The organism is Variovorax sp. GW821-FHT09B01 (assembly GCF_059418345.1).
Map to the genome: position 1 here is coordinate 58,770 of NZ_JBWKPQ010000032.1, position 23,591 is coordinate 82,360.

A 23,591-nucleotide genomic window follows, 5' to 3' on the forward strand; every position below is an offset into this window, starting at 1 on the left:
TGGTGTTCATTTCCCTGACCCTTCCTTCTTCGTCAGCACGAAGGGATGCGTGCTCTCATCGGTGGCATCGCGCCAGGTGCCGCGGAATTCGCGGCCGCAACCGCCGGGCGCCATCGCGCCGACCCAGACGCCGCTGATGCTGCGGCCGTCGAGCGATTCGTCGATGGCCAGCGTGCCGTCGTCGCCGATGTCGCCCGCCAGTTGCGATACCGCGGCCGGCCGGCCGGTGGCGGCGGGGCGCGCGATGGTGCCGCGCACGCCGGCGTATTCGGGATGGCGGGCCAGCTGCACGACGGCCACGGCCGGCAGGCCGTCGAAGCGCGCTTCCCAGCGGCCGTAGAGCGCCTCGGGCGGCAGGTCCTGCACGCTGTCGGGGCAGCTGCTGCCCTGCGCGAGCGCGCCGGCCGAAGCCAGCAGGGCGAGGGTCGCGAGGGCCAGGCCTCGAACGAGGCGCTTCATGGCGCGGCCGACGAAGCCGCCGCGGCGGCCGCGCCTTCCTGGGCCTTGCGCGCGAACTCGGCGCGCAGGGCCTTGAGCTTCTCGCGCGGGTCCTCGCGCGTGGTGCTCTTGTCGAGCGCCATCTCGGCGATGAAGCGGCTGGGCTGCGCGAGCACCATCTCGCGGCCCTTCTTGCGGCGCTTGGTCCAGCTCACCGCGAGGCTGCGCTGCGCGCGCGTGATGCCCACGTACATCAGCCGGCGCTCTTCCTGCAGCCGCTCGAGCGTGCTCTCGCTGACCTGCTGCTGGCGGCCATCGTCGTCGTCGAGCTTGAAGGGCAGCAGGCCCTCGTTGCAGCCGATCAGCATCACGTGCGGCCACTCGAGGCCCTTGGAGGCGTGCAGCGTCGAGAGCGTGACCACGTTCTGGTCCTGCTCGCGCTCGCTGATGGTCGACAGCAGCGAGATCGTCTGCGCCACCTCGAGCAGGCTCTTGGGCTCGCTGGTGTTGTTGACCCCGGCCGCGTCGTCGAGCTCGCCGCCGCAGCGCTGCGCCATCCAGTCGCAGAACTCCATCACGTTGGTCCAGCGCGAGGCCGCGGCCTGCTCGCTGTCCTCGCCGTCGTAGATGTGCTTCTCGTACTCGATCTCCTTGAGCCAGGTGTCGAGGAAGGCACGCGCGTTCTCGGCGCCCATGGTCTGGCGCGCGCGGTATTCGAGGTCGTTGATGTAGCGGCCGAACTCGTGCAGGCTTTCGAGCGCGCGCTTGGGCATCACGCTGGGCAGCGAGGAGGAGAACAGCGCCTCGAACAGGCTCAGCTTGTACTGGCTGCCAAAGGTGCCCAGCGCCGCCAGCGTGGTGTGGCCGATGCCGCGCTTGGGCGTGGTGATGGCGCGCAGGAACGCGGGATCGTCGTCGTTGTTGACCCACAGGCGGAACCAGCCGCAGAGGTCCTTGATCTCGGCGCGGTCGAAGAAGCTCTGGCCGCCCGAGACCTTGTAGGGCACCTGCGCGCGCCGCAGCGCCTGCTCGAACACGCGCGCCTGGTGGTTGGCGCGGTAGAGGATCGCGAAGTCGCGGAACTCCTTGTGGCTCGAGGTCTCGCGCAGGCTCACGAGGCGCGCCACCGTGCGCTCGGCCTCGTGCATCTCGCTGTCGCAGTCGACCACGCGCACCGGTTCGCCCTCGCCGAGCTCGGAGAACAGCGTCTTCGGGAACAGCTTGGGATTGGGGCCGATCACGTTGTTGGCCGCGCGCAGGATGGCGCTGGTCGAGCGGTAGTTCTGCTCGAGCTTGATGACCTTGAGCGTGGGGTAGTCGACCGGCAGCTTGCGCAGGTTGTCGAGCGTGGCGCCGCGCCAGCCGTAGATCGACTGGTCGTCGTCGCCCACCGCGGTGAAGTGGCCGCGCGTGCCCGACAGCGCCTTGAGCACCTCGTACTGGGTGGCGTTGGTGTCCTGGTATTCGTCGACCAGGATGTGGCCCAGCGTGGACTGCCACTTGCTGCGCACCTCCTCGAAGTCGCGCAGCAGCTTGAGCGGCATGCCGATCAGGTCGTCGAAGTCCACGCTCTGGTAGGCGGTCAGGCGTTCCTCGTAGCGCGCCATGATGGTGGCCGTGATGCGCTCGTTGTCGTCGGCCGCGATGGCCTCGGCCTGGGCCGCGTTCAGGCCCATGTTCTTCCACTTGCTGATGGTCCACTGCCAGATGCGCGCGGTCGCCAGGTCGCTGGTGCCGCCCGCGTCCTTCAGGATCTTGGTCACGTCGTCGGCATCGAGGATGCTGAACTGCGACTTCAGGCCCAGCACCGCGCCGTCCTCGCGCATCATGCGCACGCCCAGCGCGTGGAAGGTGCAGATCACCACCTTCTTGGCATCGCGCCCGATCAGTCCCTTGGCGCGCTCGCGCATCTCGGCCGCCGCCTTGTTGGTGAAGGTGATGGCCGCGATCCGCTTGGGCTCGAGCCCGGCCTGGATCAGGCGCGCGATCTTGTGCGTGATCACCCGCGTCTTGCCCGAGCCCGCGCCCGCCAGCACGAGGCAGGGGCCGTGCATGTAGTTGACCGCTTCTTGTTGCGCGAGGTTGAGACCGTGAGACATGGAAAGGGGGAGGGGAGCCGACAGGGGCCGCAGGGCGCGGCGGGCGCGAAAGCGGGCAATGATACGGGGGCCGCAGGGGCCGCGGCGTCGGCCGATACCGCGATGTGGGAAGCGCGGTAAACGCACCGTAAAGGGGCATCGGAAGCCTGCTGCGAAGGGCCGGGGCCGGCGGCGACAATCGAGCCGTGCTGCCCGTATTTCTCGTTACCTTTCCCTTCTTCGCGTTGATCGCCGCCGGCTACGGCGCCGCCCGTGCCCGCATCCTCCCGCTCGATGCGATCCCCGGCCTCAACAGCTTCGTCCTCTACTTCGCGCTGCCCTGCATGCTGCTGCGCTTCGGCGCGGGCACGCCGATCGGGCAACTGCTCGACGGCAGCGTCGCGCTGGTCTGGGGCCTGAGCGCGCTGGCGGTGGTGGGCGGCGTGGTGGCATTCACGCGCAATGCGCGCATCGGCTGGAACGACGCCGCCTTCGGCGCGCTGGTGGCGGCCTTCCCGAACACCGGCTTCATGGGCGTGCCGCTGCTGGTGGCCATCCTCGGCGCACAGGCGGCCGGGCCGATGATCATCACCATCGCCTTCGACCTCGTGGTCACCTCCTCGCTGTGCATCGCGCTGTCGCGGCTCGACGGCGCCAGCGGGAGTGGGGCGCACCACGGGCCGCGGCAGGCCGCGCGTCAGGCGCTGCGCGGCATCCTGGTCAATCCGATGCCGTGGTCGATCCTGCTCGGCGTGCTGCTGTCGGCCGCGCGCTGGACGCTGCCGGGCCCGGTGGAGCGCACGGTGGCGATGCTGGCCGACGCCGCCTCGCCGGTGGCCCTGTTCACCATCGGCGCGGTGCTCGCGCGCTCGGCGCTGGTGGCGCGCGAGCACGGCGCGAGCGCGGCCGTGGCCCAGGCCATGGGCAGCGGCGCGCGGCCCCTGCCGAAGGCGCCGCTGGCCGACGTGTTGCCGGTGGTGCTGGTGAAGCTGCTCGCGCACCCGCTGCTGGTGTGGGGGCTGGGGCTCGCGGCGATCGCGCTGGGCCTGCCGCTGTCGTGGCCGGCGCTGGTGGCGATCGTGCTGGTGGCGGCGCTGCCGAGCGCGAGCAACGTGTCGATGCTGGCCGAGCGCTTCGGCGCCGACAACGGGCGCATCGCGCGCATCATCCTGTGGACGACGGTGGCGGCCTTCTTCAGCTTTCCGCTGGCGGTGGGCTTGCTGAAGTGAAGCTTGCTACGGCGTCAGCACGCCCAGCTTGAACGGATCGGCATCGGGCAGGCGCTCGCACTTCGAGAAATCGCGGCCCTGCGTGCCGTCGCAATAGAAGGCGTTGTAGATGCGGCCGAACAGCGAGGGGCTGGCGGTGAACAGCACGCCATGCTCGGGCTGCCAGTTGTCGTGCGCGCCGCGACCGTCGGCCGAGGCCTCGATCACCTTGGGCGCCGCCGCGGCGCCGGGCGTGAAGTCGGCCAGCGTCCGGTGCGCGTCGTCGCGCCAGCGCACCGCGAGCTCGGCGGCCGTGGGCCGTGCAGCCACCGGCAGCATCACGCCGTTGACCTGGAAGCCGTCGCCGAAGCGGTGCGTCTTGCCCGCCAGGAAGGCATAGGCGCAGGCCGCCATGCACTGGCCGCGTACCTCGGTCTCGACGCCGCTCGCGCGGATCGCGTCGGCGAAGGCACCGGCGGCCTCGGCGGTGCCGCCGAAGGAATCTTCCAGCACCACGGTGCGTACCGTGCCGCTGCTCAGGTGGTCGATGAAGCTGGCGATCTCGCTGCCGTCGAGCATGCCCGAGACCAGCAGCAGCCGGCCTTGACGCTCGATCTCGGCGGCGTGCGTGGCGACGGGTGCGAGCACCAGGAAGCAGGCCCAAGCGGAGGCCGCGAAAGACAGAATCCCACTTGCGAAATGGAGCGGTTTCACGAGCGACCTTTGCCTTCAGGAGAGCGGGCTGGAGGGGCGCGGAGGGCCCGGAGGATCGCCCCGTTGCGGACTCCTCCACGGAGTCTTTTGCAGCGGCGCGCGCGTGGCGTCAACCCCTTTTGCAGAATTTTTCCCCTGCACCGTGCCGGCCGTAAGACATAGCTATCCGATACCACTTCGGATGAATGCTTGAGTTCACATGTCCGCTGCTAAAGTGGGCCGCAGACCGGAAGATGGCATGGGAGCTCGCACGATGATGGCAACACTGTTCCGAATTCTTTTATGGCTGGCGTGGCTCGCCGGCGCGGCCTGGCTCTGGCAGGCCGGCAAGCTCGGCACGGCCTCGGCGCTGGCGCTCGGCGCGCTGAGCCTGGTGGTGTTCGCCTGGCCCGGCAGCGTCGCGCGGCGGCGCCATGCGGACCGCGAACTGCGCTATGTCGAGATGGGCAAGGAGCCGATGAGCCTGCACTGAGCGCGGGCCCATGGCGACGAGGTTCAGATCCCCTGCGGATCGACGTCGATCAGCCAGCGGATCACACCCTTGCCCTCGGGCGTGCGCCGCAACGCATGCAGCTGCGGCTGCCACAGCGCGAGCATGCGCTGCAGCGCGGCGCGCGAATGGCTCTCCAGCAGCATCTGCGCGCGCTCCACGTTGGCCACGCGCTGGATCGCCAGCGGCACCGCCGGATAGCGCATCACCTGCGCCGCCCCCTCGAGTCCATCGGCCGCGGCGCTCGCCGCGTTGAGGAAGGCCTGCGCCGCCTCCTGCGTGCGCGCATCGGCGCGCACCAGCGCCTGGTAGGCGAAGGGCGGCATCGCGGCGGCCTGCCGCTCCTCGAGCTGCTGCGCCGCGAAGGCCGGGTAGTCGTGCCGGCGCAGCGCCTGGAACAGCGGATGTTCCGCGTGGTGCGTCTGGATCCACATCTCGGCCGTGCTGCCCTGCGTGGCCAGGTAGGCGGCGTCGCGGCCCGCGCGGCCGGCCGACTGCATCAGCAGGCTGAACAGCCGCTCGGGCGCGCGGAAGTCGCTCGAGAACAGCGCGCCGTCGGGGTTCACCGCGGCCACCAGCGTGATGCGGCGGAAGTCGTGGCCCTTGGCGATCATCTGCGTGCCGACCAGCACGTCGACCTCGCCCGCGTGCACGGCCGCGAGCTGCGATTCGAGCGCGCCCTGCTTCTTCGTGCTGTCGGCATCGATGCGCGCGATGCTCACCGCGCTGCCGTCGGGCCGCTTCACGGCCGAGAACAGCTCGGCCAGGTGCTCCTCGAGCCGCTCGGTGCCGCGGCCCACGGGCGCGATGTCGAGGTTGCCGCAGACCGGACAGGCGCGCGGCACGCGCTCGGTGTGGCCGCAGTGGTGGCAGCGCAGCGTGCGGTCGATCTTGTGGAACACGCGGTAGGCGCTGCAGTGCGGGCACTCGCTCTTCCAGCCGCAGTCGCCGCAGGCCAGCACCGGCGCATAGCCGCGCCGGTTGAGGAAGATCATGCTCTGCTCGCCGCGCGCGATGCGCTGGCCGATGGCGTCGAGCAGCTTGGCCGACAGCACGGTCTTCGCGGGCTGCAGCGTCATGTCGACCAGCCGCACCGTGGGCAGCTCGCCCGCGCCGATGCGCGAGGGCATGGCCAGCCGCACGTAGCGCCCGCCGGGGTCGCCGTCGGCGGCCGGACGGCTCTGGTGCCAGCTCTCGAGCGAGGGCGTGGCCGAGCCCAGGATCACCTTGGCCTTCTCGCGGTGGCCGCGCCACACGGCGAGGTCGCGCGCCGAATAGCGCGCGCCTTCCTGCTGCTTGTAGCTGGGGTCGTGCTCCTCGTCGACCACGATCAGCGCCAGGCCCGGCATCGAGGCGAACACCGCCATGCGCGTGCCGAGCACGATGCGCGCGGCGCCCGCATGCGCGGCCAGCCAGCTCGCGAGGCGCTGCGGGTTCGTCATGCCGCTGTGCAGCGACACCACCGCCTGCGCGCCGAAGCGCGCCTTGAAGCGGGCCTCGAGCTGCGGCGTGAGGTTGATCTCGGGCACCATCACCAGCGCCTGCGCCTCGGGCGAGCGCGCCAGCAGCGCGGCCACGCAGCGCAGGTAGACCTCGGTCTTGCCGCTGCCGGTGCTGCCGGCCAGCAGGAACGGGCCTTCCTCGGCCTCGATGCGCGCGAGCGCGGCGGCCTGCTCGGGACTGGGCTCGACCGGGGATGGCGTGCCGGTGTCGGCCGCGGCCTCGTCGTCGGCCCCCTTGCGCTTGAGCCGGCGCGCGAGCTGCACCGTGCTCAGGTCGCGCAGTTGCGGCGGCAGCGCGGCCAGCGCGATCTCGCCGATCGAGCGCTGGTAGTAGCGCCCGGCGAAGGCCACCAGGTCGCGCCAGGCCGGGCCCAGCGGCGCGAGCGCATCGAGCGCGGCGGCCACCGGCTTGAGCGCCAGGTCGGGCGCGGCCAGTTCCTCGGCCGTCCGCGCCTCGGCATGCCAGACCACCCCGAGCACCTCGCGCCGGCCCAGCGGCACCCGCACCAGCGTGCCGGCCGGCAGCGGCGCATCGCCGCCATAGCTCAGCACGTCGCCCAGCGCGCTGTGCGCGGGCGTCTGCACCGCCACGTCGATGCGCCAGGGCAAGGCGGCGCCGGACGTCCCCGGACTGCCGTTCGTCGGCTCGCCGAGCAGGTCTGCGGGGGGAATGGGCCGGTTAGGGATGGTGTCCTCGTTGGCGGGGTTTGTTAAAGCAGTGTTGAGCAAAGTCACTTAAGTCATTGATTTTTCAGTGCTTTGCGGTCCGTCCAGAGTTTCTGTGGATAACTTTGTTGAAAACCGGGCTGGACTCGCCGCCAAGCCTTGAAAATCAAGGCTCTGGCTGGAATGCCCGTAAAAAGGGCAAAGTTCAAACTCCATATAAATCAACGACTTAGCTTCGCTATTGCTTTGGTAGCGGTGCCAGGACCGCCTAACGCAATCTTGCGCACTGCAACACGCGTTTTGTGCATAAGTCGGTCGCCGAAGCCCGTTTTGGGCCTTGACAAAGCCGCGGCGCCGCATTTTGGCCATCTTCTTTTCCACATCCGCCATGCCGGCGGACGGCTGCGGCCGGCGGCCCGCGGGCCGCGTCAGGCCGGCTGCCGCAGCTGGCGCGACTGGGTGTGCACCGCCTGCACCAGCGCCGACACGTGCTCGGGCGGCGTGAACTGGCTGATGCCGTGGCCCAGGTTGAAGATGTGGGTCGGCCCGGCCGTCGCGCGGTCGGCATGCGGCGCGCCGAAGGCCTGCAGCACCTTCGCCACCTCGGCCTCGATGCGCGCGGGCGGCGCGAACAGCACGTTGGGGTCGATGTTGCCCTGCAGCGCCTTGGCCTGGCCATCGCTGCCCTCGGCCACGCGGCGGCGCGCGGCGCCGAGGTTCACGGTCCAGTCCACGCCCAGCACCTGGCAGTCGAGCGCGCGCATGTCCTCGAGCCAGAGCCCGCCGCCCTTGGTGAAGACGATGCGCGGCACCGGCTGGCCGTCGGGGCCGTGGCGCTTGAGGCCGGCGAGCACGCGCGCGGTGTAGGCCAGGCTGAATTCCTGGAACGCGCCGTCGGCCAGCACGCCGCCCCAGCTGTCGAACACCATCACGGCCTGCGCGCCGGCGTCGATCTGGGCATTGAGGTAGGCGGCCACGGCATCGGCATTGACCGCGAGCACGCGGTGCATCAGGTCGGGGCGGCCGTAGAGCATGCTCTTCACGAGCCGGTAGTCGCTCGAGCCCGCGCCCTCGACCATGTAGCAGGCCAGCGTCCAGGGGCTGCCCGAGAAACCGATCAGCGGCACGCGGCCGTCGAGCGCCTTGCGGATCGAGGCCACGGCGTCGAAGACGTAGCGCAGCTTGTCCATGTCGGGCACCTCGAGCGCGGCCACGGCGGCCTCGTCGCGCAGCGGGCGCGCGAAGCGCGGGCCTTCGCCGGCCTCGAACGAGAGGCCCAGGCCCATCGCGTCGGGCACAGTGAGGATGTCGGAGAACAGGATCGCCGCGTCGAGCGGATAGCGCGCCAGCGGCTGCAGCGTGACCTCGGTCGCGTAGTCGACGTTGGTGGCCAGTCCCATGAAGCTGCCCGCCTGTGCGCGGGTGGCGACGTACTCGGGCAGGTAGCGGCCGGCCTGGCGCATCAGCCAGACGGGCGTGTGGTCGGTGGCCTGGCGCCAGCAGGCTCGCAGGAAGGTGTCGTTTTGCAGGGGGGCGAAGGGCATCGGGCGATTGTCGCAGGGCCCTTCGCACCGGGTCCGGGGTCACCCGTTCCGCGTCAGCCGGCCTGCACGATCCCCGACACGTCGAGGAGGTACATCTGCCGCTGCGACTCGTGCACCGAGTCGATGCAGACCTGCCGGCCATCGCGGCTCCAGCGCGGATGCAGGTCGCAGCGGTTCTCCTTGCCCAGCGCGGGCGTGGCGTAGAAGCTGCCCAGCGCATGGCGCCGGCCGGTCTGCATGTCGAACAGGAACAGCACGCGCTCGTGCGTGCGCGCATCGGGGTAGGTGTCGCTCAGCAGCCAGCGCCGGTTCACGGGCGAGAAGCTCATGTGGCCGTTCTCCACCAGCACGCCTTCGCCGATCGCCTCGACCGCGCCGCCGACGCTGTCGTGGTACAGGTGGTAGCGGATCCTGCCCGCGTGCGGGCTCCAGACGACGATGTGCTCGTCGTCGCGCCACAGCGGGTGCGAGATCTGGTATTCGGACTTCTCGTAGTCGAAGGTGCCGACGGCATCGGGGTCGAAGTCCTGCGCGAGCTGCGGCAGCGGATGGTCGGAGCACTCGAGCAGGCGCAGGTCGGAGCCGTCGGGGTTCATCGTTAGCAGCCGGTGCAGGAAGCAGGTCTCGTCCTCGACGCGCTCGGTCCAGCGGTGCAGGAACAGCACGCGCGAGGACGAGGGGTTGATCTCGATGTGGCTGACCCAGTGGATCGCCCGGTCCATCGAGGCGCGCGGATGGAAGCGGCGCAGGTCCTGGTAGCTCAGGACCAGCCGCGTGCCGCCCGTGGCGAGGTCGATCGCATGGATGCCGTCGCCCTCCGGCGCGAGCGGCAGGTCGAAGGGGCCGCCGGCCTCGCTGTAGCCGATGGTTCGGTGCGTGACGTACAGGCGCCGGTAGTCCACGCTCAGGGCATAGCGGCTGTCGGGCGCGACCACGTAGACGGGCATCGGCAGCACGCGCCTGGCGCCGCTGTCGAGGTCGACGATCGTGGACCCGAAGCCCGGATAGAAGGCGCCGGCATCGCCCGTGCGGCAGTTGTAGATCAGCTGGCGGCCCGGTGCCCCGTCCAGCCATTGCAGCTGGCTGCCCATCTGCCAGTTCCAGGCCGTGGTCTCGCCGAGCACATGGAAACGGTCGCCGTCCTGCAGGTCGAAGCAGCCGATGCGGGCGCTGGAGTCCGGCCGCAGTTCGGTGTCCATCCAGGGTACCTGCTGGGCCAACAGGTAGCGCCCGCTGCGGTCCCAGGCGCTCTTGTCGTAGTAGCCGAAGAAGTGGTGCTGCCGGCCATCGTCCGTTCCGACGCGGCGGCAGGCGGCGGGTGCGAAGCCCGTGAAAAGCGGATCGGTCATCGCTTCCTCATTCCGCGGCGATGCGGCCTTGCTGGATCACCTTGTCCCAGCGCAGCTTCTCGGCCGCGACGAAGCGGGTCGCGGCCTCGCGCGTGCTGGCCACCGGGGTCATGCCCTGCTCGGCCAGCCCCTGGGCGAACTCGCTCGACGAGACGATGCGGCGGATGTCCGCGTTGAGCCTGTCGGCGATGGCGTCCGGCAGCCTGGCGCTGGCCGCCACGGTGGTCCACGAGGTGGCCTCGAAGGCCGGGAAGCCGGCCTCGATCGCGGTCGGCACCTCGGGCAGGGCCGGCAGGCGGGTCTTGCCCGTCACGGCCAGCGCCTTGAGCTTGCCGCCGCGGATGTGGGCCAGGGTGGTCGGCGGGTTCTCGAACATCAGCTGGATCTGGCCGGCCAGCAGGTCGTTCAGCGCGGCCGAGCTGCCCTTGTAGGGCACGTGCACGATCGGCGCGTCGGCGATGATCCGGAACAGCTCGCCGATCATGTGCACCGACGAGCCCACGCCCGCGGAGCCGAAGTTGAGGGTGTCGGGCGCCTTGCGCGCCAGCGCCACCAGCTGCTTCAGGTCGCCCGCCGGCAGGGAGGGCGTGGCCACCACCACGTGCGGCATCTCGGCCAGCACCGTGATCACCTTCAGGTCCTTCGCGGGGTCGTAGCTGAGCTTCTTGAAGACGCCATAGGTCGCGTGCAGCCCGACCGATCCGAGCAGCAGCGTGTAGCCGTCGGCCGGCGCATCGGCCACGAACTTGCCGCCGATGTGGCCGCCGGCGCCGGGGCGGTTCTCGACCACCACCGGCTGCTTGTAGAGCTTGCCCAGCCGGTCGGCGAGCATGCGGGCCTGCACGTCGGAGCTGCCGCCGGCGGTGAAGGGCACCACGAGCCGGATCATCTGGTCCGGATAGGTCTTCGGCTCCGCGGCCTGCGATGTCGCCGCGGCGAGGCCGAGGGCGGCTGCGAGAAGGCCGAGGCCGACGGCCCGGCGCGGCCATTGCTGTGTCATGCGTGTTCCTTGCTGCGCGCCGCGTGTGGGGCGCGATGAATGGTGGGAATGGGCGCAGTCTAGGAACGCGGCATCATTCTGGAAAATTCAATCTTGTCGCCGGGCTATGCAGAAAAGATATGCCCTCGCGAACGCGCCCACGGCGCCGTCCCAGGAGTCCTTGCATGTCGCGACCATTGAACTTCCGCCAGATCGAGGCCTTCCGCGCGGTCATGCAGACCGGCACCACCACGGCGGCCGCGGCCATGCTCCACACCACGCAGCCCTCGGTGAGCCGCCTGCTCGCGCAGATCCAGAACGCCACGCAGCTCAAGCTGTTCGACATCCACAAGGGGCGGCTGCGGCCCACGCACGAGGCGCGGCAGCTGTTCGAGACGGTGCAGCGCCATTTCCTCGGGCTCGACCGCATCGAGCAGAGCGTGGCCGTCATGCGCAAGTCGGGCGCGGGCTCGCTGCGCGTGGGCTGCACGCCGGCGCTGGGCCTGAGCGTCATGCCGCCGGTCGTTCACGCCTTCTCGCGGCGCTACCCGCAGGTGCACGTGAACCTGCAGACCGTCGGCTCGCACGCATTGCGCGAAGGGCTGCTCTACGGCCTGTACGACGTCGCGCTGACCACCTCGGGGATCAGCGACCCGCAGATCGAGGCCGTGCCGCTGCACCGCAGCGACGCGGTGTGCGTGCTGCATCCGGGCCATCCGCTCGCGAGCCGCGCCAGCCTGCACGTGCGCGACCTGAAGGACCAGGTGCTCCTCACCCTCAATGCCGACGACGAGATCCACCAGCAGTTCCTCGGCACCCTGCAGCAGCACCGCGTGGAGGCGGCGGCGACGGTGGAGACGACCTACTCGGTCACGATCTGCATGATGGCCGCGCAGGGCACGGGCATCGGCATCGTCAATCCCTATGTCGCCTCGGTGTTCGCGCGCGACCTGAAGGTGCTGCCCCTGCGGCCGCGCTGCCCGGTCGAGGCCTCGATGGCCCTGTCGCCGCAGTCGGCGCCCTCGGCCATTGCCGAGGACTTCGTCGGGCTGCTGAAGGCCTACTTCCGCGACTTCGGGAAGGGCAAGGCGCTCTAGCGCGGGTGCGTCAGACCGCCGGCACGCGCCGCGCGTCGGCCGGGCTCACGTTGCGCCGGTAGAGCACCAGCGTCGCGACCAGCCCGCAGACCGCGGCCGCGGTCATCCACAGGCCCGGTGCGCCCTTGTCGCCGGTCATTTCGATCAGGCCGGTGGCCACGGCCGGCGTGAAGCCGCCGAACAGCGCGGTCGCGAGGCTGTAGGCCAGCGAGAAGCCGGCGGTGCGCACGCTGACCGGCATCACCTCGGTCAGCGCCACCACCATCGCGCCGTTGTAGCTCGCGTAGAGGAACGAGAGCCACAGCTCGACCTCGAGCATGCGTGCGAAGCTCGGCGCGCCGACCAGCCACTTGAGCGAGGGGTAGGCCGTGAGGATGGTCAGCACGGTGAACGCGATCAACAGGGGCTTGCGGCCCACGCGGTCCGACAGCGCGCCCATGATCGGCAGCCAGATGAAGTTGGAGATGGCCACGCACAGCGTGACGACCAGCGCGTCGGTGGTGCTCAGGTGCAGCACGGCCTTGCCGAAGGTCGGCGTGTAGACCGTGATCAGGTAGAAGGACACGGTGGTCATCGACACCAGCATCATCCCGGCGATGACCAGGCCCCAGTTGGCGACCATCGAGCGGAAGATCTCGCGCGCGTCGGGGCGGTGCTTGCGCGCCATGAATTCCTCGGTCTCCTGCAGCGAGCGGCGGATCACGAACAGCACCGGCACGATCAGGCAGCCGACGAAGAAGGGCACGCGCCAGTAGAAGTCGCCGATCTCCTGCGCGCTGAAAGTCACGTTGAGCCAGTAGCCGAGCGCGGCCGCCACCACGATGGCGACCTGCTGGCTGGCCGATTGCCAGCTCACGTAGAAGCCCTTGCGGCCCGGCGTGGCCATCTCCGACAGGTAGACCGACACGCCGCCGAGCTCCACGCCGGCCGAGAAGCCCTGCAGCAGCCGCCCGATCAGCACCAGGAGCGGCGCCGCGAAGCCGATGGTGGCGTAGGAGGGCACGCAGGCGATCAGCAGCGTGCCCAGCGCCATCAGCGCGAGCGTGACGATCAGGCCCTTGCGGCGGCCCACGCGGTCGACGTAGGCGCCGAGGAAGATCGCACCCAGCGGCCGCATCAGGAAGCCGGCGCCGAACGTCATGAAGGTCAGCATCAGCGAGGCGAACTCGTCGCCGGCCGGGAAGAAGGCCTTCGAGATCTGCGTGGCGTAGAAGCCGAACAGGAAGAAGTCGAACATCTCCATGAAGTTGCCGCCGGTCACGCGCAGGACGGTGGCGAACTTGGAACTGGAGGCGGTGGTGGCCGCGCCTTTGGACGCTGTGGTCATGTGTGGAGTCCCCTGGGTTGTGCGTGCGCGATGTGTGCACCCCGAGGGTAGGAAGCATTGCCCGACGGCAAGCTGACGCGCGTGGTCAGGTACCTGTCAAAGCCGGCCCCAAAAGAAAAGAGGCGCCGCGGCGCCTCTTGCTGGATGACGGGCCCGGGGACGGGCTCAGGTCTTGTACTTGATCGAGCAGCCGTAGGGCCGCGTGCTGGCCGCCGTGATCGGCTTGTTGCCGAAGGCCTCGCCGAGCGCCTGGTTCACGTAGTTGACGGCGGTCTTGATGTCGTCCACGCGCGCCGAGGCGATGGAGTCGATGCCGCCCGCGTACACCAGCGTGCCCTTGGGATCGATGATGAAGATGTGCGGCGTGGTGCGCGCGCCGTAGGCCTGGCCGATCATGCCGTCCTCGTCCATCAGCACCGCGGTGGGCGCGGCCGACTGCGACTTCATCCAGTCGGCCAGCGCGGCCGGCTTCAGGTAGTCGCTGGCGGCGCGCTCGGTGGAGTTGATGGCCAGCCAGACCACGCCCTTGTCGGTGGCGGCCTTCTGGGTGGCGGGCATGTTGCCGCTGCCGTAGTGCTTGCGCACGAAGGGGCAGCCGGGGTTGGTCCATTCGAGCACCACGAACTTGCCCGCGAAGTCGGACAGCTTGTGCTTGGCACCGCTGGTGTCGACGGCGACGAAGTCGGGCGCCTGCTGGCCCACGGCGGGCGCGGCGAAGGCGTTGTTGCTCACGAGGAAGGTGGCGCCCAGCGCGACGGCGGCGGCCATGACGGCGCGGCGCGAGGCACGGCTGAGAGCGGCGCGGGCTCGGCGCGCGGCGCGCACCGAGCGCGAGTCGGGGCGCAGCTCGGTAGACGGGGGGAGGGACATGGGCTGATCGAACTCCATGGAGATATTTCCGAATGACGGCGACAGCTTAGAGCGGTTTTTTCATGTGCCTGTGACAACCCATGTCACAGCCGTGGTCAAAGCGCGGCGAGCGCCGCGCGGACCTCGTCCTTGCCCAGGATCTCGGTCAGCACCACGGGCGGCTTGCCCGGGGCCTGCAGCACGTAGACCGGCACGCCGCTGCGGCCGAGCGCGGTCAGCGCGGCGGTGATCGCGGGGTCGCGGCGGGTCCAGTCGGCGCGCAGCATCGCGACCTTCTTGTCGTCGAAGGCGGCCAGCAGCTCGGTGTCGGACAGCGTGGTCTTCTTGTTGTATTGGCAGGTCACGCACCAGGCGGCGGTGAAATCGATGAACACCGGGCGGCCGTCGCTGGCCAGCTCGGCCACGCGCTCGGCCGACCAGGGCTGCCAGCGCGCTTCCTTCGAGCCCGCGGCGCTCGCGAGCTTCGCGGGTTCGACGGTCGTCAGCACATTGCGGCCGATGGCGCTGGTGAGCACCACGGTGAAGCCGATCAGCACGGTGGCGATCACCAGCCGCGAGCGGCCGCGCAGCGTGAGCGCCCAGACGATCGCCGACAGGCACACCAGCAGCGCCAGCAGGGTGCCGGCGCCGTCGATGCCGGTCTGCTGGCCCAGCACCCAGACCAGCCAGGCGACGGTGGCGAACATCGGGAAGGCCAGCAGCTTGCGCAGCGTGCTCATCCACGGGCCGGGCTTGGGCAGCAGCCAGGCGATGGCCGGCACGAAGCCCGCCACCAGGTAGGGCAGCGCGAGGCCGAAGCCCAGCGCGGCGAACAGCAGCAGCGCCTGGCCGGCCGGCAGGCCGATCGCGAAGCCCAGCGAGGCGCCCATGAACGGCGCCGTGCAGGGCGAGGCGATGACCACCGCGAGCACGCCCGAGAGGAAGTCGTTGGCGATCGGGTGCTTGGCCTGCGCGCTGCACACCGACGAGGGCACGGTGCGCATGAACTCGAACACGCCCACCAGGTTCAGGCCGATCAGCGTGAACAGCGCGGCCAGCACCGCCACCACCGCGGGCGACTGCAGCTGGAAGCCCCAGCCCAGGCCGGCGCCGGCCGCGCGCAGCGCGAGCATGGCGCCGCCGAGCGCGAGGAAGGACAGCATCACGCCGGCCGTGTAGGCCAGCCCGGCCTGCCGGTGCGCGCTGCGGTTGCCGGCCTGGCGCGCGAAGCCCAGCACCTTGATCGCGAGGATCGGGAACACGCAGGGCATGAGGTTGAGCAGCAGGCCGCCGAGGAAGGCGCCGAGCAGCGCGGCCAGCAGCGTGCCCATGGGCTGGGGCGCGATCTCGTTCGAGGCGGCGGCGGTCTTCACGGCATCGGCCGCGTTGGCCGCCAGCGCGGCCTGCAGCGCGGGCAAGACCTGGGCGGCGGGCGCGGCGGCGGCCGCGGGCCAGCTGCCGCTCACGGGCGGCTCGGCGCGCCAGGCGATCGGCTGGCCGGGCTGGCGATCGGCCTCGGCCAGCGCCACCACCACCGGCATCGCCGTGGGGCTCGCGCTGCGCTGGTCGGCCAGCGGCAGCGTGGCGGTCCAGGTGCCGCCCTGCCAGGATTGGGTCCAGTCCTTGCCGGAGACGGCCGCGGTGCGGATCACCTCGGGGGTCTCGGGGAAGAAGGCCAGCGTCTTGCCCTGGGCAGCGGCCGGCAGGCCCTCGAGGCGCACCTGCAGGTTGTTGCCCTGCACCTCGATCGCGCCCGGCGCCGCGAGCTGTGCCGGCTGCGCGGCCTGGGCGGCGTCGAACTCGGCCTTGTGCAGCGCGGTCGAGCCCTGCACCGGCAGCGCCAGCGAGAACTCGCCTTCCTCGGGAATGCATTCCTTGCGGCAGACCAGCCACGAGGCCTTGAGCCGCACCTGGAGTTCGGCCGGCCCGCCCGCGCCCGTGAGGGCCAGCGGCGGCTTGAAGGTGCTCGCCACCTCGAGCGGCACCGGCAGCAGCACCGTGTTCTCGTAGCCGTAGTTGGCGAGGTTGCCGACCGGGATCTTCTTCGGCACCGGCCAGGCGATGTCGCCGGCCGCCACGCCGGGGGGCAGGGTCCAGCTGAGCTCGGTGGGCAGGCCGGAATCGCCGGCGTTCTTCCAGTAGGTGTGCCACTCGGGCTGGTGCGCGATCTGCAGGCCGACCCAGACCGGCGCGCCGGGCGCCACGCCGTCGGGCGCATGCGCCACCAGTTCGGCGCGCACATGCGGGGTGGTCACGACCGCGCCCGTCTTGGCTGGAGTCAATTGGGCCAGAGCCGGCATCCAGGCTGTGGATGCTGCTATGAGAAGCGTAGCGAATCGGAGGCGCGTGAAGGTCATGCCGACAGTCGGAGCATTCAGGGGGAGCGAAGTTCCGGGCGGGATCAGGCGGCGGCCGCCCAGCCCAGCACCACGCGCCGGCTGTTGGCGCTCTTCTTCTCGATCTTGGTGACCACCACGGCGCCGATCTCGGCGGTGTTGGCCACGTGCGTGCCGCCGCAGGGCTGGAAGTCGATCTGGGCCTCGCCCTCGCCGCCGATGCGGATGGTGCGCACCGTGCCCGTGCCGCGCGGCGGCTGCACGCTCATGCTCTTGACCAGCGCCGGGTTGGCGTCGAGCTCGGCGTCGGTGATGGCGCCCACGGTCAGCGGATGGGCCGCGCCCACCAGCGCCGCGAGGCCGCGGGTCAGCGCTTCCTTGTCGAGTGGGTCGGTCATGTGGAAGTCGAGCCGCGCGTAGTCGGGCGTGATCGAGCAGCCGTTGACCGGCTGCGGCACCAAGTAGCAGAGCAGGTGGGTGGCGGTGTGGAAGCGCATCAGCCGGTGGCGGCGCTCCCAGTCGATGGTCGCGGTGACGGTGTCGCCGGGCTTCAGCGCGGCCAGCAGGGCCTCCTGGCCCGGCGCGGGCACGTGCACGATCTCGTCGGTGGCGCGGCCCTCGGCGTCCTTGCCCTTGCGCGTGTCGGCGATCGCGATCCCGGCGCCGCCGGCCAGCGCCAGCACGCCGCTGTCTCCGGCCTGTCCGCCGCCCAGCGGGTAGAACACGGTGCGGTCCAGCACGATGCCGGTCTCGTCGATGCGCTCGACGCGCGCTTCGCAGGAGCGCAGATAGGCGTCGGCACGGAACAGGTCGTGGGTCATCCCGGCGATGGTAGCGGCGATGCGCGAACGGGGTGCGCCCACGCCGGAAAGCGCCCACGACCGACAGCCCCGGGGCCGCCGCCCGCTCGAAGATCGCTCGATGCGCGGCACCGGGCCGCGCCGCAACGCACGAAGGACGGCGCATGAAGACACGGCAGCAAGCACCCACCCCCAAGACGGCCGCGGCCCTGCTGGCGGCGGTCCTGGTCCCGCTGGTGCTGGCGGGCTGCGGCGAGGCGGCCAAGCTCACGCCCGAACTGACCACCGGTCCGCGGCCGCAGCTGGTCGAGCCCAACAAGACCCTGATCCCCACCGTCAACGTCGCGCCCGTGGTCGGCTGGAACGACACCGCCGCGCCCACGCCGGCCGATGGCCTCAAGGTGGCGGCGCTGGCGCGCGGGCTCGACCATCCGCGCTGGGTCTACACCCTGCCCAACGGCGACGTGCTGGTGGCCGAGAGCAACAAGCCGCCCAAGCTCGAGGGCACGACCGACGGCGGCAGCGGCCTGATGGCCAAGGCGCGCAACTTCGTGATGAACAAGCTGATGGCGCGCGCCGGCGCCGGCGTGCCCAGCGCCAACCGCATCACCCTGCTGCGCGATGCCGACGGCGACGGCGCGGCCGAGGTCAAACAGGTGTTCCTCTCCAACCTTACCTCGCCCTACGGCATGGCGCTGGTGGGCAACGAACTCTTCATCGCCAACGCCGATGCGCTCGTGAAGGTGCCCTACACCGAGGGCCAGACCTCGATCGATGCCAAGCCCACCGTGGTGACGCCGCTGCCCGCGGGCATCAACCACCACTGGACCAAGAACGTGATCGCCAACGCCGATGGCAGCAAGCTCTACGTGACCGTGGGCTCGAACAGCAACATCGGCGAGAACGGGCTGGCCGCCGAGGAGGGCCGCGCCGCCATCTGGGAGGTCGACACCAAGAGCGGCGAGAAGCGGCTGTTCGCGAGCGGCCTGCGCAACCCCAACGGCCTGGGCTGGGACCCCGACACCCAGGCGCTGTGGACCGTGGTCAACGAGCGCGACGAGATCGGCAGCGACCTCGTGCCCGACTACCTGACCTCGGTGAAGGACGGCGCCTTCTACGGCTGGCCCTGGAGCTACTACGGCGGCGTGGTCGACGTGCGCGTGCAGCCGCAGAACCCCGAGATGGTGGCCAAGTCGATCGCGCCCGACTATGCGCTGGGCTCGCACGTCGCGCCGCTGGGCCTGGCGTTCTCGCGCCCGGGCGGCATGCCCGAGCAGTTCGCCAGCGGTGTCTTCATCGGCGAGCACGGCTCGTGGAACCGCAAGCCCAAGTCGGGCTACAAGGTGGTGTTCGTGCCTTTCATCGGCGGCAAGCCCAGCGGCCCGCCGGTCGACGTGCTCACGGGCTTCCTCGATGCCCAGGAGAAGGCGCAGGGCCGGCCGGTGGGCGTGGCGCTCGACAAGAGCGGCGCGCTGCTGGTGGCCGACGACGTGGGCAACGTCGTGTGGCGGGTGTCGCGCGCGAAGCAGAACTAAGGACGCTCAGCCGCCGCGCACCGACGAGGGCCGCGCCACCAGCTGCGCGGCCGGGCCCTCGACCCGGTGGCGCGAGACATCGCCGCGCAGGTGGTCGAACAGCAGCGCGATCGCCTGCTGCGCCACCTCCTCCAGGTGCAGGTCGACCGCGGTGAGCGGCGGCACGCTGGTGCGCGCGCGCAGGCCGTCGTAGCGGGTCGCGACCATCACGTCGTCGGGCACGCGGCGCCCGCTCTGCACGATCGCCGCCAGCGCGCCGGTGGCGAAGGCGTCGACCGGCACGCAGAAGGCGTCGATGCCGGGATGGGCCGCGAGCAGCGCCTGCGCCGCCTCGTGGCCGCCGGCCTCGCCGCGCACCTCCTCGACCAGCGACAACAGCGGCGGCTGGCCGCGCGCGGCCATCGCTTCTTCGTACGCCGTGCGCGCCTCGAGGTAGGAGTTGCGCTGCGCCGCGCCCAGGATCATCGCGACCTGGCGCGCGCCCTGGCCGTGCAAGTGCTCGAGCAGCAGCCGCGTGGTGCGGCCCGAATGGATGTCGACGTAGGGCGGCATCACCGGCCCCTCGGCCGGCTTGCCGATGGCCACCACCGGCAGGCCGCGGCGCAGCAGGTTCGCGAGGTTGGGATCGCCGGCCGAGGGCTCGATGACCAGCGCGCCGTCGACGTCGAGCAGCTCCATCGGCACCAGCCCGTTCTCCATCGCGGGCGCCAGCACCAGCGCGAGGCCGCGGTCGAGCGCCGCCGCCGCGGCCACCGCCGCCACCTCCATCAGGAAGCCCAGCCGCGAGGGCCCGCCCGCCACCGCCAGCGGCATCGAGGACAGCAGGGCGATCATGTGCGCCTGCCCGGTGCGCAGCCGCTGCGCATTGCGGTTCGGCCGGTAGCCCAGCCTGGCGGCCGCGCGCTCGACGCGCGCGCGGGTCTCGGCATCGACCTGCCCGCGCGCGTTGAGGGCGTGCGACACCGTGGTCGGCGACACGCCGGCCTCGCGCGCCACGTCCTTGATGTTCGCCCGTGGCGTTCGCTCGGTGTTCATCCCGTATTGACCTTCCACGAAAGCGGTGCTTCAATTCCCAAATCGTTTTGGGCATCTGCCCGGAATGTACTTCACCCGCTGCGGCGGATTTTTTTGCCAGTGCGCCCAAATCGATTTGGGCGCGGACCGATCCAAGGAAAAACGATCATGTCCCGTGCGAACGAGCCAGCGCCCGTCGATGCCGTGCTGCCCTTTTCCCAATTGCTGCTGTTCGGCCTGCAGCACGTGCTGGTGATGGCCGCGGTGCCGATCACCTCGGTGTTCCTGGTGGCCAAGGCGCTGGGCCTGTCGGCCGCGCTCACGGTCAACCTGATCAGCGCCACCTTCCTGCTGTGCGGGCTGGGCACCTTGCTGCAGTCCTTCGGGCCGTGGAAGTTCGGCGCGCGGCTGCCCTTCGTGATGGTGCCGGGCGGCGCGCCGATCGTGATGTTCGTGACCATCGCCCAGCAGCGCGACCTGCAGACCGCCTCGGGCGCGGTGATCCTCACGGCGCTGTTCTATTTCCTGATCCTGCCGGTCTTCGCGCGCTGCCTGCGCTTCTTCCCGAAGATCGTGATCGGCACGCTGCTGCTGCTGGTGTCGATCAACCTGGTGAAGGTCTACGGCGGCATCATCGCCGGCAAGGCCGGCACGCCCACCTTCGGCGACCCGGTGAACATCGGGCTGGCGCTCGCCACCATCGGCTTCACGGTGCTGTTCGCGCGCCTGTTCAAGGGCATGCTGGGGCAGCTCGCGGTGCTGCTGGGCCTGCTGGCCGGCACGCTCTTGGCGGCCGCCTTCGGGCTGATGGATTTCTCGCCCGTGGCCGCGGGCCCGCTGTGGAGCAGCCCGACCCTGCTGCCCTTCGGCCTGCCGCATTTCGACCTCGTGGCCGCGGTGCCGCTGCTGATCTTCAGCGTGATCTCGATGGTCGAGGCCACCGGCCAGACGGTGGCCGTGGCCGAGGTGGTGGGCCGGCCCATCGACCCGCGCGACGCGGTGCCGCGCACCGTGCGCGGCGACGCGCTGGTGTCGCTGCTCGGCGGCCTGTTCGGCACCTCGATGATCATCACCAGCGGCGAGAACATCGGCATCGTGCGCGCCACCAACGTGCGCTCGCGCTACGTGACGGCCATGGCCGGCGCGATCCTGGTGCTGATCGCGCTGTCGGCACCGCTGGGCCGGCTGGCCAGCGCGATCCCGGCCGCCGTGGTGGGTGGCACCGCGATGGTGGTGTTCGCGATCATCGGCACCATGGGCATCGACATGCTGCGCCGCACCGACCTGCACGAGCGCGGCAACATGTTCGTGCTGGCGGGCGCGCTGACCATGGGCCTGCTGCCGATCCTCGTGCCGGGGCTCTACAGCCGTTTTCCCGACACGCTGCAGCTGGTGCTGGGCAACGGCCTCGCGATGGGCTCGATCACCGCGGTGGTGCTCAACCTGCTGTTCAACCGGCCACCGGCCGAACGCGCGGCGCCCCTGCCATCGGCGGTGCCGCCGCCGGTTTCGCCGCAGTGAGCTTCTTCTCTTTCCTTTCTTTCGGATCCAGACATGTCCCCTGACCACGAGGCCGCGCCCTTCGCGGCCCCCGAGCTGCTGCTCGTGCCCGACCACCTGATGCTGCGCGACGGCCCGGCCACCGACCACGCCGTGCACATCGCCGACGGCCGCTTCGCCGACATCGGCCCTGCCGAGCTGCTGGCCGCGCGCCACCCTCGACTGGTGCCGCAGCGCCTGCCGGGCCGGCTGCTGATGCCCGGCATGATCGACGCGCACCACCACCTCACGCAGTCCTTCGGCAAGTCGCTGGCCTACGGCGAGCCGTCGGAGATCTTCCGGCGCGTGTGGGTGCCGCTGGAATCCAGCCTCGACGACGAGTTCGTCTACCTCGCGACCAAGCTCGCGGCGCTCGAGTCGCTGCGCGGCGGCTTCACCACCGTGTGCGACGCCGGCACCCGCGCGCCGGGCGACATCGGCGCGATGGCGCGCGCGCTGCACGAGACCGGCTTGCGCTGTGTGCTCGGGCTGATCTGCAACGACGGCGGCAACGAGAGCAGCGATGCCGAGCGCCGCACGCTGAAGGCGCAGGCCGAGCGCTTCCTCGCGCGCTGGCAGGGCGATGCGCTGGTGCATCCCTCGCTCGCGATCTCGGTGCCCGAAGCGGCCTCCGACGAGATGCTGACGACCGTCTCCGCGCTGTGCGCCGAGGCCGGCACCGTGTTCCAGACCCACGTCAACGAGCACCTGGCTTCGGTCGAGCGCTCGGTGGTCGCGCGCGGCCGGCGTCCGCTGGAACTGCTCGCGCAGCTGGGCGCGCTCGGCCCGCAGGTGCTGATCGCGCACGGCACGCTCGTCACGCCACCGGAACTCATGCTGCTGCGCGACACCGACACCGCCGTCAGCTACAACCCGGTCGCGAGCCAGTGGAAGGGCAACGCGGTGGCGCCGGCCCATCTCATGGCCGCGCTCGGCATCCGCTTCGGCCTGGGCACCGATGCCACGCGCAGCGACGGCTTCCGCCTGATGGATGCGGCCGAGGCCGCGCAGAAGATCGCCTTCGGCCTGGCCGTGGGCGATGCCTCCAGCGGCGGCGGCTGGACCTGGTTCGACCATGCGACGCACGAGGGCGCGCGCGCCGCGGGCCTGGGTGCGCGCACCGGCGAGATCGCCGTCGGCAAGGCGGCCGACTTCCTGCTCGTGGACGTCGACACGCCCGAGATGTGCACCTCGGTCGACCTGACCTGGGACCTGGTGCGCCTGGGCAACCGCGACCAGATCGAGGCGGTGTTCGTCGCCGGCCGGCTGCGGCTGTGGAAGGGCTGGCCCACCGACTGGGACGCGCGCGCGCTGCAACGGCAGCTCGCGCGCACCGCCCAGGCCGCCATCGCGCGCGCGCCGATCGTGCGGTTGCATCCCACGGCCGCCGAGCACCGGCGGCAGGTCGCCCGATGAGCGCGCAGCACCTCGTGCTGATGTCGCTGGCCGTGCTGGTCGCCGCCTTCGTGCAGGGCGCGACCGGCGTCGGCTTCGCGCTCATCGCCGCGCCGGTGATCGGCCTCGTGCGCCCCGAGCTGCTGCCGGTGTGCGTGCTGGTGCTGATGCTGCCGCTGAACCTCTACGTGGCCTGGCGCGAGCGCGGCGCCATCGACGGCACCGGCGCGCGCTGGATCACCGGTGGGCGCGTCGCGGGCACCGCGGGCGGCCTTTGGGTGCTGGCGGCGCTCAGCGCGGGCCAGCTCTCGCTGTTCGTCGGCGCCTCGACCGTCGCGGCCGCGCTGGTCACCCTGCTGATGCCGGCCTTCTCGCCGGGGCGCGGCGCTTTCGTCGGCGCCGGGCTGGTCACGGGCATCACCGAAACCGCCACCGGCATCGGCGGCCCGCCGCTGGCGCTCGTCTACCAGCACCAGCCGGCGCCCACCATGCGCTCGACCATCGCGCTGTGCTTCCTGCTCGGCGAGCTGGTGTCGCTGGCCGTGCTGCTGGCCACCGGCCGCGTCGGCCTGCCGCAGTTGCAGGCCGCGGCGTTGCTGCTGCCGGCGCTGGTCGTGGGCGCGGTGCTCAGCCGCCTCGTGCATCGCCGCGTGAACGGGCGGCTGCTGCGCATCTTCGTGCAGGTGTTCGCGATCGTCTCGGGGCTGGTGCTGCTGGTGAAGGCCTTCTGA

The 23,591-nt window shown here is 70.9% G+C and carries 19 protein-coding genes; 7 read left to right on the top strand and 12 right to left on the bottom strand.

Features of this window, described 5'->3' with window-relative positions:
• Window positions 1–6: 6 nt before the first annotated feature.
• Window positions 7–459, bottom strand: coding sequence for a hypothetical protein (locus AC07RV_RS41975; protein WP_296788865.1), 453 nt, complete (start codon window positions 457–459; stop codon window positions 7–9).
• Window positions 456–2,537, bottom strand: coding sequence for an ATP-dependent helicase (locus tag AC07RV_RS41980; RefSeq protein ID WP_093353807.1), 2,082 nt, complete (start codon window positions 2,535–2,537; stop codon window positions 456–458). Before AC07RV_RS41980 ends, AC07RV_RS41975 begins: the two co-directional genes overlap by 4 nt.
• 185 nt (window positions 2,538–2,722) lie before the next feature.
• On the opposite strand from AC07RV_RS41980, the gene AC07RV_RS41985 reads away from it, so the two are divergent.
• Window positions 2,723–3,745: an AEC family transporter gene (locus tag AC07RV_RS41985; protein WP_296788863.1), complete on the top strand. Its 1,023-nt coding sequence runs from the start codon at window positions 2,723–2,725 to the stop codon at window positions 3,743–3,745.
• A 6-nt stretch (window positions 3,746–3,751) separates the two neighbouring features.
• Here the strand turns inward: AC07RV_RS41985 and AC07RV_RS41990 are convergent, their stop codons facing one another.
• The gene (locus AC07RV_RS41990) at window positions 3,752–4,372 is read right to left on the bottom strand and encodes a hypothetical protein (protein ID WP_296788861.1); all 621 of its coding nucleotides are present in this window, start codon (window positions 4,370–4,372) and stop codon (window positions 3,752–3,754) included.
• A 319-nt stretch (window positions 4,373–4,691) separates the two neighbouring features.
• On the opposite strand from AC07RV_RS41990, the gene AC07RV_RS41995 reads away from it, so the two are divergent.
• Complete coding sequence (locus tag AC07RV_RS41995) at window positions 4,692–4,910, top strand: hypothetical protein (protein WP_281077749.1); 219 nt, start codon at window positions 4,692–4,694, stop codon at window positions 4,908–4,910.
• A gap of 23 nt (window positions 4,911–4,933) precedes the next feature.
• Here AC07RV_RS41995 and AC07RV_RS42000 read toward each other — a convergent pair whose 3' ends face one another.
• The 4 genes from AC07RV_RS42000 to AC07RV_RS42015 form a co-directional block, all read right to left on the bottom strand.
• Complete coding sequence (locus tag AC07RV_RS42000) at window positions 4,934–7,039, bottom strand: primosomal protein N' (protein WP_296788860.1); 2,106 nt, start codon at window positions 7,037–7,039, stop codon at window positions 4,934–4,936.
• A 485-nt stretch (window positions 7,040–7,524) separates the two neighbouring features.
• Window positions 7,525–8,640, bottom strand: coding sequence for a uroporphyrinogen decarboxylase (hemE, locus tag AC07RV_RS42005; RefSeq protein WP_208510200.1), 1,116 nt, complete (start codon window positions 8,638–8,640; stop codon window positions 7,525–7,527).
• 53 nt (window positions 8,641–8,693) lie between these two features.
• On the bottom strand, window positions 8,694–9,989 hold the full coding sequence (locus AC07RV_RS42010) for a hypothetical protein (RefSeq protein ID WP_296788859.1): 1,296 nt from the start codon (window positions 9,987–9,989) through the stop codon (window positions 8,694–8,696).
• A 7-nt stretch (window positions 9,990–9,996) separates the two neighbouring features.
• Entirely contained in the window at window positions 9,997–10,989 is a 993-nt protein-coding gene (locus AC07RV_RS42015) for a tripartite tricarboxylate transporter substrate binding protein (RefSeq protein WP_296788858.1), read from the bottom strand.
• A gap of 164 nt (window positions 10,990–11,153) precedes the next feature.
• Here AC07RV_RS42015 and AC07RV_RS42020 point away from each other — a divergent pair, with 164 nt between their 5' ends.
• Entirely contained in the window at window positions 11,154–12,065 is a 912-nt protein-coding gene (locus AC07RV_RS42020; protein WP_296788856.1) for a LysR family transcriptional regulator, read from the top strand.
• 10 nt (window positions 12,066–12,075) lie between these two features.
• Here the strand turns inward: AC07RV_RS42020 and AC07RV_RS42025 are convergent, their stop codons facing one another.
• The 4 genes from AC07RV_RS42025 to AC07RV_RS42040 form a co-directional block, all read right to left on the bottom strand.
• Complete coding sequence (locus tag AC07RV_RS42025) at window positions 12,076–13,392, bottom strand: MFS transporter (protein ID WP_093353821.1); 1,317 nt, start codon at window positions 13,390–13,392, stop codon at window positions 12,076–12,078.
• 165 nt (window positions 13,393–13,557) lie between these two features.
• On the bottom strand, window positions 13,558–14,262 hold the full coding sequence (locus AC07RV_RS42030) for a redoxin domain-containing protein (RefSeq protein WP_296788854.1): 705 nt from the start codon (window positions 14,260–14,262) through the stop codon (window positions 13,558–13,560).
• Window positions 14,263–14,357: 95 nt separating this feature from the next.
• Window positions 14,358–16,598, bottom strand: coding sequence for a protein-disulfide reductase DsbD family protein (locus AC07RV_RS42035; RefSeq protein WP_472922555.1), 2,241 nt, complete (start codon window positions 16,596–16,598; stop codon window positions 14,358–14,360).
• 44 nt (window positions 16,599–16,642) lie between these two features.
• Window positions 16,643–17,398 (bottom strand): alanyl-tRNA editing protein, encoded by a 756-nt coding sequence (locus tag AC07RV_RS42040; protein ID WP_296788851.1) that lies wholly within the window; start codon window positions 17,396–17,398, stop codon window positions 16,643–16,645.
• 143 nt (window positions 17,399–17,541) lie between these two features.
• Here AC07RV_RS42040 and AC07RV_RS42045 point away from each other — a divergent pair, with 143 nt between their 5' ends.
• The gene (locus AC07RV_RS42045) at window positions 17,542–18,912 is read left to right on the top strand and encodes a PQQ-dependent sugar dehydrogenase (RefSeq protein ID WP_296788850.1); all 1,371 of its coding nucleotides are present in this window, start codon (window positions 17,542–17,544) and stop codon (window positions 18,910–18,912) included.
• A gap of 6 nt (window positions 18,913–18,918) precedes the next feature.
• On the opposite strand, the gene AC07RV_RS42050 is transcribed toward AC07RV_RS42045, so the two are convergent.
• A complete protein-coding gene (locus AC07RV_RS42050) occupies window positions 18,919–19,947 on the bottom strand; it encodes a substrate-binding domain-containing protein (RefSeq protein ID WP_296788849.1) in 1,029 nt (342 codons plus the stop codon).
• Window positions 19,948–20,094: 147 nt separating this feature from the next.
• On the opposite strand from AC07RV_RS42050, the gene AC07RV_RS42055 reads away from it, so the two are divergent.
• From AC07RV_RS42055 to AC07RV_RS42065, 3 genes are read left to right on the top strand one after another with little or no spacing between them, the layout of a single operon-like run.
• Complete coding sequence (locus tag AC07RV_RS42055) at window positions 20,095–21,447, top strand: uracil-xanthine permease family protein (RefSeq protein WP_208507972.1); 1,353 nt, start codon at window positions 20,095–20,097, stop codon at window positions 21,445–21,447.
• Between the two features lie 33 nt (window positions 21,448–21,480).
• On the top strand, window positions 21,481–22,881 hold the full coding sequence (locus tag AC07RV_RS42060) for an amidohydrolase family protein (RefSeq protein ID WP_296788847.1): 1,401 nt from the start codon (window positions 21,481–21,483) through the stop codon (window positions 22,879–22,881).
• The gene (locus AC07RV_RS42065) at window positions 22,878–23,591 is read left to right on the top strand and encodes a sulfite exporter TauE/SafE family protein (RefSeq protein ID WP_057599064.1); all 714 of its coding nucleotides are present in this window, start codon (window positions 22,878–22,880) and stop codon (window positions 23,589–23,591) included. Before AC07RV_RS42060 ends, AC07RV_RS42065 begins: the two co-directional genes overlap by 4 nt.